Origin of the sequence: Pseudomonas ficuserectae, from assembly GCF_024584585.1 — a bacterium.
Classification (GTDB): domain Bacteria; phylum Pseudomonadota; class Gammaproteobacteria; order Pseudomonadales; family Pseudomonadaceae; genus Aquipseudomonas; species Aquipseudomonas amygdali.
The window spans coordinates 4,149,914-4,163,392 of the sequence record NZ_CP085684.1 but is presented as its reverse complement, the minus strand read 5'-3'; the positions used below and the strand labels follow the sequence as shown (position 1 = coordinate 4,163,392).

Below are 13,479 nucleotides of genomic sequence, written 5' to 3'. Positions count from 1 at the left end.
TGCAACCTTACAACGACGCACCGCCGCACACCACAAGGCTTTGCCCGGTAATTGCACCCGCGTCGGGGCCAAGCAGAAAGGCCGCCAGACCGGCGATTTCATCCGGTTGCACAAAACGGCCGATGGGTGGTTTTCGCGGTGGCGTGCCACTGCGTCCGGGGGCCAGCAACATGGGCGTTTCGGTGGCACCGGGGGCGATCAGGTTGACGGTGATGCCGCGTGGCGCCAGTTCGATGGCCCAGGAACGAACCATGCCTTGCAGCGCCGCTTTGCTGGCAGCGTACTGACTGCGTCCGGCGGCACCCTGCATGGTCCGGCTGCCGATCATCAGAATCCGCGAACCGGCGCGCAGCCGTGGGTACAGCGCGTTGACCATGTGACTGGCAGCGGCGACATGCAGATGCCACATGGCTTGGCCATCGGCGTCGTTCAGCTCGCCCAGCGGCGCGGTGCGCATGAAGCCTGCCGCATGGATCAGCGCATCGATGTGCGGCGTCTGTTGCAGCGCCTTGTCCAGCGCGGCGAAGTCATTGAGGTCGCACTCGCGCCAGGTGAAGTTCGGGTGTTGCAGGTCTGGCGCACGACGGCTCAGACCGGTGACCTGCAAGCCCTGTTCCAGCAGGCGCGTGACAATGGCTTTGCCGATGCCGGAGCTGGCACCGGTGACGAGTACGGACTGGATCGGTTCGGGCATGACATGGGTTCCGCAAAGGCGTCGATCAGCAACAGGCCAATCGACGCGGAGTGTCAACGGATCGCGTTCAGCGGCAGGTGAACATGCTTGATCTTCTGCCGGAAGTAGGTGAACGCGACGTGCAGGCTGCCATCGGCGGCCTGAATGATGCTGGGGTAGGAGAACTCGCGATTGAGCTTTTCCTGCGAGTTGTTGGTCAGGCAGAAGCCGTCACCCAGCTCCAGGTCCAGCCGGGTTGGCCAGCTGTGCCCGCCGTCGCGGGAGATCGCCAGGCTCATCGGTGCGCGGGGGATGCCCCACACCGCTGCCTTGCCGTCCTGACGTGCGCCCGGTGTGACGCGGTCGTCGCTCTCATCCTCGATTTCGTCGTACAGCGAGGCCCGGCGCTGGGCGTGGCCTTCGGCACTGACCGGGTTGTAGACCAGGGCCAGTTCGTCGGTCGCCAGCTTCACGAACTGGATCGACGAGTTGTTGTTAGGCAGTTCGGTCGGCGTCGGGGCGCTCCAGGAGCGGCCACGGTCGGTTGAGCTGCTGCTGTAGATGAAGTCCGCCCAGCGGCTGCGGAACAGGCCGAGCAGGCTGCCATCCGGCAATTGATGAACATTCATGTGCACGCTGCCAGTGCTGTCCGGCACATCGTGGCGCGTCCAGCTGTGGCCTTGATCGGTGGAGATCATCACCGCGCTGACATCATGGTTGCCGACCCACTTTTCGCCGGGCCCGGTGATGCAGTACCAGACCGGTAGCAACCAGTCGCCGTTATCCAGCACCACTGGCGGCTGGCGCACAAAGGTGCCGGGCTCGTCGAACAGGGTATCGATCGGCCCCCAGCTTTGGCCGTTATCCAGCGACAGACGACGGCGGATGATGGCGGTCTCCTGATTGCCGGAAATCTGTGCTGTCCAGATCAGCCACAACGGGCCACCGGGTGCCTGGAACAGAATCGGATTCTGTTCCGAGCGGGACGAATCTTCGGACATCTTCTGCGGCTCGCTCCAGACGCCGGTGGCCGGGTCGCGGCGCGACAGCAGCACGAAGATGTCGGCCATGCCCTCCTGAGTACCGGCGAACCAGGTGCACAGCAGCGTGCCGTCGGCCAGCTCGTGCAGGTTCGCGGCATGGTTCTGCGCGTAAGGCGTTGGCAGGAACGCGTCCTGGCGGGTATCAGCGGTTGGCATGGGGAACCTCGGTTTGAGCAGGTTTGGACGACGCGGACTGCGGCAGCAGGCGCTCGATGGCAATGACGATAGCCGGTGTCACCAGCGCGATATACATGTTGTCGATGCCGTAGGGGTTGTCCAGCAGATACCAGACGCTGGTGGTGATGGCTGAAGCGATCAACCCCAGGGTAGCGCCTCGGCCCGAACCGAAGAACGGCAAGTAGATCGCGATCATGGCGACCACGGCAATCGACAGGCGCAGGGCACGGGTAAAGAACGACAGGTTAAGGATCTCGGGCACGAAGAATACGAAGAACAGCGGCACAAAACCGATCACCAGTGCAATCAGGCGGGTGGTTTTGAACTCCTGATCCACCGACGGCTTGCGCCACGGCACGTAGAAATCACGGACCACCAGCGAGGCGATGGCCAGCGCCACGGTGCTGACGCTGACGAAAATCGAGGCAACCAGCGAGATGGTCACCACGCCTGCCAATACCGGGCTCATCGATTGCAGGAAGATCGGCAGGGCGTACAGGCTGCTCATTTCCGGGTGCAGGTATTTGGAGGCGACACCGATGAAGCCCAGCGCCAGGGCAATCGGGATGCACAGCAGCGAGGCGTAGAAGGTCGAGCGGCGTGCCGCGTTCTGATTCTGGGTCGAGGAGATGGCCTGAATGATGAACTGCGTGGAGAAAATCGCGCCGACCGTGCCGATGATCCAGGCCATGATTTTCGAGCCGCCGATGGCACCGTCCCACGTGAAGTAATGCTCGGGCATGTTCTGCACCACGGGGCTGAAGCCGCCGGTCATTTTCAGCGCCACACCCAGCACGATCAACACACCGATGTATTTCACCCCGGTGTGCAGGATGCTCATGTAGGCCACGCTTTTCAGGCCGCCGAACACGTAGTACAGCGTGCTGATGATCGCCGTAATGAACGCCGCGGTGGTCAGGTTTATTTTCAATACCGTGGCAATGGCTGCCGCGCCGCTGACGTAGTTACCGACGTTCACCAGCAATAGCGCGTAGATCATGATGATCGAGACCGCGAGCTTGGTGGAGGTGCCATATTTTTTGGCGATGAAGCCGGAAATGGTGAACTCACCGGAGCTGTACAGTTTGCGTGCCATCAACAGGCCGAACAGCGGGAAGCCGATGGCCGCGGCGATCACCGACCAGGAGGCGGCGAAACCACTCTCGAATGCGGCCTGTGCCGTACCGACCGTCGACTTGGCACCGATGAACTCGGACATCATCAGCACGCCGACGACGAAGGCGGGCATGGTGCGCGAGGCGACCATGTATTGCTCGCTGGTCTTGCTGCGCAGGCGCATGCTCATCCAGGTGGTTATGACGATATAGACGACCACCATGCCGATGATGATCGAGGTGTCTTGCGCGTTGAAGGTATCCATCAGTCTCGCTCCATTGTTGTTGTTCTGGCGCGTTATGGGGTGCCGCTGGGGATCGTTGGGTCAGTACCGGTAACGACCTCAGACGGCGATGGAATTGCGGGTGTCGCGTTTACGGGTTGCCAGTTCCACGGCCTGACGCATGGCTTCGATCAGGCTGCGTTCGTCGGCAATGCCCTTGCCGGCAATATCGAAGGCGGTGCCGTGGTCCACCGAGGTACGAATCACTGGCAGGCCGATGGTTACGTTGACGCCGGCTTCCAGGCCCATGACCTTGACCGGGCCGTGGCCCTGGTCGTGGTACATCGCAACCACTGCATCGAAGTCGCCACGTCCGGCGCGGAAAAACAGCGTGTCGGCGGGCAGCGGGCCTTCCACACGCCAGCCGCGGGCGTGCAGTTCATCGATTGCGGGCTGAATCTTTGTGGCTTCCTCGCCATAACCGAACAGGCCGTTTTCCCCTGCATGCGGGTTGATGCCGCACACCGCGATCAACGGATTTTCGATACCGGCGCGAATCAGTGTTTCCCGGGCACGCTCAATGGTGCGCTTGACCAGCCCCGGCTCGATCCGCGCAATGGCGTCGATGATGCCGATGTGCGTCGTGACGTGAATCACGCGCAAGGTCGGGGTCATCAACATCATCGAGACTTCTTCGATGCCCAGCAGGTGCGCGAGCATTTCGGTGTGGCCAGGGAAGATATGCCCACCTGCGTGCAGCGCTTCCTTGTTCAGCGGGGCAGTGCATATGGCGTCCAGCTCACCGGCCTGAGTCAGTTGCACGGTGCGCTCGATGTAGCGGAAGGCTGCATTGCCGGCCACCGCTGACAGTTTGCCGTAGGGCAGGTCAGCGGGTATCAGGCCCAGATCGATGCAGTCCACCGTGCCCTGGGTGAAACGGGCTTCTGCAGGGCTGGCGATGCTGTTGACGCGCAACTGGCTACCGACGATGCGGTTGGCGTCTTCCAGGCGTTGGGCATCGCCGATCACCAGCGGACGGCAGGTGGCGTACACCGAGGCGTGGGTGAGCATTTTCATGATGATTTCCGGTCCCACCCCGGCGGCGTCGCCCATGGTGATACCAATGACGGGACGTTCAGACAGACGCTCAGACATAGGAAGCTTCCTCGTTGAAAGGGGTGCCGGTCGCAGCCGGTGCGTGGAGCATTTGCCAAGCGGTGAGCAAGGTGTCGGAGTTGCCGAACCCCCCAGCTTTGGTCACGACATTGAGCGTGTGTTTGCCCAGTCGGGCCTCGGCCAGAACCACGCCGGTGGCCAGTTCGCCAAACAGCGTCAAGCGTTTGATACCCGCTGCCATCAGAATGGCTCTGGCGGTTTCGCCACCGGTGGCTACCACTGAGCCGGCATGGGGCAGGGCGTGGGCCAGCCACTGCGCCAGCGCGTTGCTCAATGTGGCCGCCTGCGCCGGGTCGCGTTGTTGTTGATCGAGGCGTACCAGCACATCTCGCCCGGCAGCCAGGTGTTGTTGGAGTTGCAGGTACGCTGCGGCGCGCTCGGCGTGCGCATCTTCACTGAGTAACGTTGCCGGTTGCAGTGTCAGGCACAGTGGCTTGCTGGCCTGTGCGAGCCGGTCGGCCTGGGCCTGGGAATGCCGGGACATGCTGCCCACCACGGTCAGCACCGGTGAACGCGGCTCGACCTTGATCGGCAAGGCTTCGGCCAGCTCGAAAGCGTGCGGTAGATGGCGAGCCAGCCCGGCAGAGCCGACCCAGAACAGTTCGTCATGCCAGGCCACCGATGCCTGAGCCAGTTGCAGCAGGTCACTGTCCAGCTCTGCATCGCAGACCAGCGCCTGCACACCCTGTTCAAGTGCGTTGCGCAACGTGGTTTTGAGCCGTGAAGGATCACGCAGGGTGTCCAGGCCGAGCCACTGGGTACGCAGGCCCTGCGCGACAAACAGATCCAGCAGGTTGCCGGTACCTTGCAGGTTCTCGTTGCGCCAGACATCGCTCTGATCGACCGGCACACCGTCAATCAATTGCACACCCTGAACGGTCGTGCGTTTCATGGCCGGGAACGCCGGAGCGACCAGCGCCATGCCGCGCAGGCCTTGCAAGGCATCGACCTCACTGGCGACGTTGCCGCGCAGTGTGGAGTCGATTTTCTTGTACAGCGCCATACCGATTCGGGACTGCTGTTGCAGGGCTGCGCGGTTGTTTTCGGCGGCCTGTTGCGGGTCAAGGCGACGTGAGTCGGCATCAATGGCGATCACCCCCGACAAGTCTTTGGCATTGCCGGTCAGGACCACATGAGTGTCGATCCGTGAAGCAAAGTCCGCTGCGCAATCGGCTGCCCCCGACAGGTCGTCAGCAATGATCAGCAGGCCCGGAAATTCGGCGCGGCTCATGGCAGCAGGCACCGATACAGTTGCTGGATATCATCCAGGCTGAGGGCTTTGGGGTTGTTGGTCATCAGGCGTGTGACCTTGGAAGCCGCTACCGCCATGTCCGCCAGATGCTCTTCGGCAACCCCGAATTCACGCAGGTTCTGTGGGATGTTCAGCACCTGGGTCCATTGGCGAATCTGTTCGATCAGCTTGTGAGCAGCGGTCTCGTTACTGTCGTCCTGCTGCGCCACGCCGCAGACCAGTGCCGCGCGCTTGAGGCGTTCGGCGCAGCTGTCCAGGTTGAAAGCCATCACGTGGGGCAACAGCATGGCGTTGGCCACGCCGTGGGTGACGTGAAACTTGCCACCCAGCGGGTAAGCCAGTGCATGCACCGCTGCGGTTCCGGCGGCGGTCAGCGCCAGGCCCCCATACATCGAGCCCAGCAGCATGTCGCCACGTGCGCGAACCGATTCCGGTTGTTGCCAGGCTTCGACAATGCTGCCTGCGATCAGGCGCATCGATTCCAGCGCAAACGCATCGCTGATCGGGTTGGCCTTGGTGGAGATGAAGGACTCCAGCGAATGGGTGAAGGCATCCATCCCGGTCGCGGCGGTGATCGGGCGCGGCAGGCTGAGAGTCAGCAGCGGGTCGAGAATGACCAGCGTCGGCAGCAGATGACGGCTGACGACGCCTATCTTCAGTTCTTCATCGGGCAGAGTGACGATGGCATTGGGCGTCACTTCCGACCCCGTACCGGACGTGGTCGGGACCAGCACCATAGGCTTGCCGGGGTGAGTCACCTTGTCGATGCCCAGTAGGTCTCTGAGCGGTGTGTCGTTGGTCAGCATGACGGCGAACAGCTTGGCGGCATCCAGCACGCTGCCCCCGCCAATCGCGATCAGGGCGTCCGGGGCGTGCGGCGCGACATCTTCGCGGAATACCCGCTCGATATTTTCCAGCGTCGGTTCTATTTCGACGTTATCAAGCATGTGCACACGGATATTCTGCGCACTGAGTTGCTCGGTGACGCGCTGGGTAACCCCCAGGTTATGCATGGCGTTCTGAGTAACCAGAATTACGCTTTTGACCGGCACATCGAGCAGCGGCAGTTTTTCGCTCAGCAGGTCGAGGCTGCCGGGGCCGTGGAGCACATGTTTCACAGTCTGGAAGTGGTAGGTAGCAGACATCGCGATTACCTCAGGCTTGGCGGTAGACGGCCAGCAGGTTCTGGAGTTTTTCCAGTGCGGCGGCATCAAGCGGCTGCACGGGCGCACGGCATGGGCCGACCGGGACATTGAGCAGTTGCGTTGCGGTTTTCAGCACCACCGGCATGGTGCCCAGCGCGAAGGCATCGCGCAGCGGGCGCAGGGCTTCCTGCGCGGCACGGGCCGCTTCATGGTTGCCTGACTGGAAGTTGTTCCAGATCGACATGACCACCTCCGGCACGGCGTTGGCGGTTGCGGCAATAGCGCCGTCACCGCCAGCCAGCAGGTTCCAGTAGATCAGCGAGTCGGTTCCGGCGAACACCGCAAAGTCGTCGCTGCGGTACTGCATCATCTGCACCAGTGCGTCGAAATTGCCGGCGCTGTCCTTGATGCCCTTGATCTGCGGATGCTGGCTGAGGGTTGCGACGGCACCGATGCCGATCGACATGCCGGTCTTGGCCGGGATGTTGTACATCATCAGCGGCAGCTCGGCAGCGTCGGCGATGGCGGTGTAGTGCTTGATCAGTTCGGACTGGCTGATAGCGTTGAAGTACGGCGTGATGATCGACAGGGCATCTGCGCCCACATCAATCATCTTTTTGTTCATTTCAATCACTTCATGCGTAGCGAACGCGCCGGTACCGACCACAACCGGCACACGTCCTGCTGCGGCTTCGACAGTGATTCGAGCTATTTTGAGTTTTTCCGATTCGGAAAGGGTGAAGAATTCGCCATTGGTGCCCAGTACGAAAAGCCCGTGAACGCCTGCATTCAGGAGGTTTTCGATCAGATTACGCAGGGCCTGCTCGTCGAGTTGCTGATCAGCAGTGAAGGGTGTGACCAGAGTTGGAATGATGCCGCGAAATTGCATGGCCAGGTTCTCGTTTTATTTTTAGTAAAACGATAGTGATTGAATCAATCATTTATGGCAAGCCGTTTTGATCGTTTTTTTCACGTGTGGGTAGGGTTTCTGGCTGAAAGTGACAGGTTCAATCAAAAAGCCAGGCACATGGCCTGGCTCAAGAGAACGGTGTAGTTAAGTTCAGGCGGTCGCCGCAACCTTGCCTGTCGATTGACGACTGACTCGCAAGGCCATCAGGCTGCCGACGATGGTCAGCGCGGCCAGCGAGTACAGCGCAAGGGTGGTCGAGCCGGTCTGGTCCTTGATCCAGCCCACCAGATACGGGCTGAGGAAACCTGCCATCTGGCCGATCGAATTGATTAGCGCCAGCCCGCCCGCTGCAACGCTGGCGCTGAGCAGTGCGGTTGGCAAGGGCCAGAACATTGGCAGGCTGGTGAGGGCACCCATCGTGGCGATGGTCAGACCGAGAATGGCGATGATGGGCACTGTCGCGAAGTTGGCGGCGATGATCAGGCCCGTGGCGCCCATCAGCATCGGCACCACCAAATGCCAACGGCGCTCATTGCGCAGGTCGGCGGAGCGGCCGACCAGCAGCATGAACACGCCTGCCATCAGGTAAGGCACGGCGCTGATCCAGCCGATCACCAAGGCATCGCTGAAACCGAGGTTCTTGATGATTGACGGCAGCCAGAAGTTGATTGCGTAGACGCCGCTCTGAATGCAGAAATAGATAAAGCCCAGAATCCATATGAACGGCATGCTCAGTACCGAGGCCACCGAGCTTTTACCCTGCACCGGACGGCTCAGTTCATCGTTGGTGATATCGGTCTTGACCCGCTGACGCTGCTCGGGCGTTAGCCAGCGTGCGTCCTCGACCTTGTCACACAGCAGAACGAACGCCAGCACACCGAGCGCCACGGTCGGCAGGCCTTGAATCAGGAACATCCACTGCCAGCCCGCCATGCCGCCCTGACCCGCGGCGAAGTGGTTGAGGATCCAGCCGGAAAACGGACCGCCCAACAGCCCGGAGACCGGAATGGCCGACATGAACAGTGCCATGATCCGCCCACGCCTCTGGTTTGGGTACCAGCGCGAGAGGTACAGCACAATGCCGGGGAAGAAACCGGCTTCTGCCATGCCGGTCAGAAAGCGCAGTACGTAGAACTCGACCGGCGTGGTGACGAACAGCAGGCAGGTCGAGAAGATGCCCCAGGTAATCATCATCAGGCCGATCCAGCGGCGCGGCCCGAAGCGGTTCAGCGCCAGATTGCTGGGCAAGCCGCACAGCACGTAGCCAATGAAGAAGATACCGGCACCGAGACCATAGACCGTCTCGCTGAAACTCAGGGCGTCGAGCATCTGCAGCTTGGCGAAGCCGACATTCACGCGGTCCAGGTAATTGAACAGGTAGCAGATGAAGATAAACGGGATAAGGCGCAGGGTGATACGACGGTAGACATGATTGCCGTCAGCGTCGCCCGCCTCGTGGGTCGAGGTAGCGGTCATGGTGTGTGTTCCTCTGTGCTTGTTGTTTTTATGCAGCTATGGAGCTGTCTGGTGCACTGCCGATCATAGGGTGGCGTCCATGAAAACGCTTTGGGGTTTTGCACGGCTGTGGAGGGCGTGCGTTGTGTGATTGCACAACGCAGGGCTCTGCGCAGGCCTGCATCAGGTGGCTGCGCATCCTCTTGGCGAAGCTGCTCAAGACCGGACGCAGAGCTCACTACCGCTATCGTGCGACGCTCGGCGTCGGCATGCTTTTCAGGACGCTCTGCGTCCTCATACGCAATAGGTGAAATACGCTACTCAATCGCCTCATACGGCAAACCCACATAATTTTCTGCAATGGTTCTGCGCCCGGCTTGCGAGCCGACGTAGTAGTCCAGCTCGGTTTGCTGGATGCGCTGGCTGAACGCATCGGTGTCGGGGAAGTTGTGCAGCACCGAGGTCATCCACCAGGAAAAACGCTCGGCCTTCCACACGCGGCGCAGGCAGATTTGCGAATACTTTTCCAGAAGGTCGGTGCGGCCCTCGCGGTAAACCTTGAGCAGAATCCGGTACAGCGTGCTGACGTCACTGGCCGCCAGGTTCAGGCCCTTGGCGCCGGTAGGCGGGACGATGTGCGCAGCGTCGCCGAGCAGGAACAGGCGACCGTACTGCATGGGTTCAACCACGAAGCTGCGCAGCGGCGCGATGCTTTTTTCGATGGACGGGCCGGTCACCAAGCGGTCTGCCAGATGCTCTGGCAGACGGGCTTTCAACTCGGTCCAGAAGCGTTCGTCCCACCAGTCTTCGACTTTCTCTTCGGCACTGACCTGCACGTAATAGCGGGTGCGAATGGCCGAGCGCATGCTGCACAGGGCAAAGCCACGCGGGTGATTGGCGTAGACCAACTCCTCATTGACCGGCGGCGTGTCGGCCAGCACGCCGAGCCAGCCAAACGGGTAAACGCGCTCGAAGATTTTCAGCGTTTCAGAAGGAATCGATTGCCGCGATACACCATGGAAACCGTCGCAGCCGGCAATGTAGTCGCAGTCCAGGCGCACGGTTTCGCCGTCTTTCACGAACGTGACATAGGGACTGTCGGTTTTTGGATCGTGTATGTTCACGTCACACGCGTCATAGACAGTCATCGCACCTGCTGCTGCGCGCGCGGCCATCAAGTCGCGGGTGACTTCAGTCTGGCCGTAGACCATCACGGTTCTGCCACCGGTCAGGGTTTTCAGGTCGATACGCTCGCAGCGCCCGTCGAAGGCCAGCTCGAAACCGCCATGAATCAAGCCCTCGGCGTCCATTCGTTCGCTGACGCCTGCTTCACGCAACAGGTCGGTCATGCCTTGCTCAAGCACGCCGGCGCGGATGCGCGAGAGGATGTAATCGGGGTCCTTGCGCTCGACAATCACGTTGTCGATGCCGGCACGCTGCAGCAGTTGGCCCAGCAGCAGCCCTGAAGGGCCTGAACCGATAATGGCAACCTGGGTTTTCATGGCGATGGTCCTGTTTTTGATCCCTGCCAAGTGTCATCAGCGGGATATGATTGTTTTTGTCTCCTGCATTTTTAATGGATGCCATCGAGATAAGAAGGCAATATTCGACGCATTATCTGGACTTTTCGAGGGTCAGGACGGGAGAAGAACACATGGCCAGACCTGCCACTGCAACGATACCGGTGTTCAAGCTTTACGGGGAAACCGCGGCCTGGCCGACCCCGGACCTGATCCATTGCGAGTCGATCCCCGAGCGCAGCAAGATGCACGAATGGGAGATCAAGCCGCATCGCCATGGAGATCTGGTGCAGTTGCTGTATGTGCAGTCCGGCAGGGCGATGCTCAAGGTCGAGGATGTGGTCACCGAGGTCGAGACACCTTCGCTGCAGGTAGTTCCGACGTTAAGCGTGCACACCTTCAGGTTTGCCGAAGATATTCAGGGGCACATTCTCAGTCTGGCCAAACCCTTGGTGGAGCAGCTTGAGACGGCACTCGACAGCTCGGCAATGCGCACGGCACGGTGTTACGAGCTAGGGGCGGACAGCCATTACGTTGATACGCTGTTAAGCGCCATCGCCCGCGAGTACCGGCAGCCCAAGGCTGGTCGCGATCTGATGCTGCATTCATTGATCAACGTGCTGGTGGTCTGGCTCAGTCGGCGCAGCAGCGAGCATGCTGGCGAAGAAATTCACGCCATGGACCGCGGCCGTGAGCATTTGCAGGTGTTCATGCATCAGTTGGAGGCGAGTTTTCGCGAGCACTGGTCCATTCACCAGCATGCGCAGGCCATGGGCATCAGCGCCGCGCATTTGAATTCGCTGTGTCGGCGCCTGTGCAACCAGTCGGCCTTGCAGATCATCAGCCAGCGGCTGTTGCTGGAGGCCAGGCGCAACCTGATCTACACCACCATGACCATCAATCAGGTGTCCGACAGCCTCGGGTTTTCCGAACCCGCTTATTTTTCGCGCTTCTTCAAACGCGCCACCGGGCAGTCGCCCAAAGCGTTTCGTCAGCAGAAATAGAAACGGGGCGCTCAAGGGCACCCCGTTTGCCTGCCGGTTATTGCCGTGAGATCAGGCCACGACCTGATAACACGGCACGTAGGCCGCGCCACCGGGCAACTTCATCCGATGCTGATCGACAAACGCCTGCAGCAGCTTGTCCAGCGGCCCCATGATCGAAGGATCGCCTTGAATCTGATAAGGACCGTGCTCTTCGATCAGGCGAATGCCCTTGTCCTTGACGTTGCCCGCCACAATCCCTGAAAACGCCCGGCGCAGGTTGGCGGCCAACTCGTGAGTGGGCACGTCGTGGTTCAGTTGCAGCTTCGACATGTTCTCGTGAGTCGGATCGAAAGGGTGCTGGAAGCTTTCTTCGATCTTCAGCAGCCAGTTGAAGTGAAACGCGTCATTACGCTCGCGGCGGAACTGCTTCACTTCTTTCAGGCCCTGAGTCATCTGCCGGGCGACGTCTGCCGGGTTGTCGATGATGATCTGGTAATGACGCTGCGCTTCTTCACCCAGCGTGGCACCGACGAACGCGTGCAACTGTTGCAGGTACGGCTCGGTATTTTTCGGACCGGTCAGGATTACCGGGAACGGTACGTCCTTGTTGTCCGGGTGCATCAGAATGCCAAGCAGATAGAGGAATTCTTCAGCCGTGCCTGCGCCACCGGGGAAGATGATGATGCCGTGGCCAACGCGCACGAAGGCTTCGAGACGTTTTTCGATGTCCGGCAGGATCACCAGCTCGTTGACGATCGGGTTGGGTGCTTCGGCCGCAATGATGCCCGGCTCGGTCAGGCCCAGGTAGCGACCGCCGACAATGCGTTGCTTGGCGTGGGCAATAGTCGCGCCCTTCATCGGGCCTTTCATTACGCCAGGGCCGCAGCCGGTGCAGATATCCAGGCTGCGCAGGCCCAGTTCATGGCCGACTTTCTTGGTGTATTTGTATTCTTCAGTGTTGATCGAGTGACCACCCCAGCACACCACCATCTTCGGCTCTACGCCAGCGCGTAGCGTGCGGGCATTGCGCAGCAGGTGGAACACGTAATCGGTGATGCCCTGAGAATTGCTCAGGTCGATGCGCTGGCTGTCCAGTTCGCTTTCGGTGTAAACGATGTCACGCAGGGCGCTGAACAGCATCTCGCGGGTGCTGGCGATCATTTCACCATCGACAAACGCATCGGCCGGAGCGTTGAGCAGCTCCAGGCGCACACCGCGATCCTGCTGATGAATTCGTACTTCAAAGCTTTCGTACGCCTCAAGAATGGTCTTGGCGTTATCGACGTGGGCGCCAGTATTGAGAATGGCCAGGGCGCACTGGCGAAACAGGGTGTAGGTGCTGCCTGAACCGGCCGCGCTGAGTTGTTGCACTTCACGCTGGGACAGGGTTTCAAGGCTGCCTTTCGGGCTTACGGTGGCGTTAATCACTTGTCTTGGGATCATTCTATTTTCCATTAGAGCGATGCAGTCGAGCATCAGGATGGTGAACATTGAGAACATTCACCCCTGTGGAGCCTTTTCTACAGCACTTGGCCGGGAAAGCAAACGCCGGACCGCAGACGTCCCCTGTTTGAGCCTTTGTGCGCCATCGCAGGATTGAATCGGCAAGCGAATTCTTTTGAAAGCAGGCACTTGCCCGGCATGACCGTGCGGCTGAATTTTGACGCGGACAACGGGCAATAGTGAACCTGACCCCGTTAACGGAGTCTGTTAGCTGATGGACTTTCTGGACGGCCTGCACGAAAGGGATCATCAGGTGCTTTTTAAGCGCGCCTGATAGGCAGACATTCCGTCCGGGCAGGA

At 60.4% G+C, this 13,479-nt stretch carries 11 protein-coding genes; 1 reads left to right on the top strand and 10 read right to left on the bottom strand.

The window, feature by feature from the left end; genetic code table 11:
* Positions 1 to 7: 7 nt before the first annotated feature.
* The 9 genes from LJU29_RS18290 to pobA all read right to left on the bottom strand — a co-directional run bounded on the left by LJU29_RS18290 (position 8) and on the right by pobA (position 10,672).
* Complete coding sequence (locus tag LJU29_RS18290; protein WP_004664406.1) at positions 8 to 694, bottom strand: SDR family NAD(P)-dependent oxidoreductase; 687 nt, start codon at positions 692 to 694, stop codon at positions 8 to 10.
* A gap of 53 nt (positions 695 to 747) precedes the next feature.
* Complete coding sequence (locus tag LJU29_RS18285; RefSeq protein ID WP_257111022.1) at positions 748 to 1,872, bottom strand: sialidase family protein; 1,125 nt, start codon at positions 1,870 to 1,872, stop codon at positions 748 to 750.
* On the bottom strand, positions 1,859 to 3,274 hold the full coding sequence (locus tag LJU29_RS18280) for a sodium:solute symporter family protein (RefSeq protein ID WP_005744538.1): 1,416 nt from the start codon (positions 3,272 to 3,274) through the stop codon (positions 1,859 to 1,861). Before LJU29_RS18280 ends, LJU29_RS18285 begins: the two co-directional genes overlap by 14 nt.
* Positions 3,275 to 3,352: 78 nt before the next feature.
* Positions 3,353 to 4,387, bottom strand: a complete 1,035-nt coding sequence (pdxA, locus tag LJU29_RS18275; RefSeq protein ID WP_005731526.1) for a 4-hydroxythreonine-4-phosphate dehydrogenase PdxA — start codon at positions 4,385 to 4,387, stop codon at positions 3,353 to 3,355.
* Complete coding sequence (locus LJU29_RS18270; RefSeq protein WP_057423769.1) at positions 4,380 to 5,639, bottom strand: four-carbon acid sugar kinase family protein; 1,260 nt, start codon at positions 5,637 to 5,639, stop codon at positions 4,380 to 4,382. Before LJU29_RS18270 ends, pdxA begins: the two co-directional genes overlap by 8 nt.
* On the bottom strand, positions 5,636 to 6,805 hold the full coding sequence (locus LJU29_RS18265) for an iron-containing alcohol dehydrogenase (RefSeq protein WP_005780387.1): 1,170 nt from the start codon (positions 6,803 to 6,805) through the stop codon (positions 5,636 to 5,638). Before LJU29_RS18265 ends, LJU29_RS18270 begins: the two co-directional genes overlap by 4 nt.
* A gap of 10 nt (positions 6,806 to 6,815) precedes the next feature.
* The gene (dapA, locus tag LJU29_RS18260; RefSeq protein WP_257111021.1) at positions 6,816 to 7,694 is read right to left on the bottom strand and encodes a 4-hydroxy-tetrahydrodipicolinate synthase; all 879 of its coding nucleotides are present in this window, start codon (positions 7,692 to 7,694) and stop codon (positions 6,816 to 6,818) included.
* A 171-nt stretch (positions 7,695 to 7,865) separates the two neighbouring features.
* On the bottom strand, positions 7,866 to 9,191 hold the full coding sequence (locus LJU29_RS18255; RefSeq protein ID WP_010198285.1) for an MFS transporter: 1,326 nt from the start codon (positions 9,189 to 9,191) through the stop codon (positions 7,866 to 7,868).
* A gap of 296 nt (positions 9,192 to 9,487) precedes the next feature.
* A complete protein-coding gene (pobA, locus tag LJU29_RS18250; RefSeq protein ID WP_005759358.1) occupies positions 9,488 to 10,672 on the bottom strand; it encodes a 4-hydroxybenzoate 3-monooxygenase in 1,185 nt (394 codons plus the stop codon).
* Between the two features lie 152 nt (positions 10,673 to 10,824).
* Between pobA and LJU29_RS18245 the strand changes: the two genes are divergently transcribed.
* A complete protein-coding gene (locus LJU29_RS18245; RefSeq protein ID WP_057422180.1) occupies positions 10,825 to 11,694 on the top strand; it encodes a helix-turn-helix domain-containing protein in 870 nt (289 codons plus the stop codon).
* 51 nt (positions 11,695 to 11,745) lie between these two features.
* Here the strand turns inward: LJU29_RS18245 and ppnN are convergent, their stop codons facing one another.
* Positions 11,746 to 13,119 (bottom strand): nucleotide 5'-monophosphate nucleosidase PpnN, encoded by a 1,374-nt coding sequence (gene ppnN, locus LJU29_RS18240; protein WP_002554339.1) that lies wholly within the window; start codon positions 13,117 to 13,119, stop codon positions 11,746 to 11,748.
* Positions 13,120 to 13,479 lie beyond the last annotated feature (360 nt).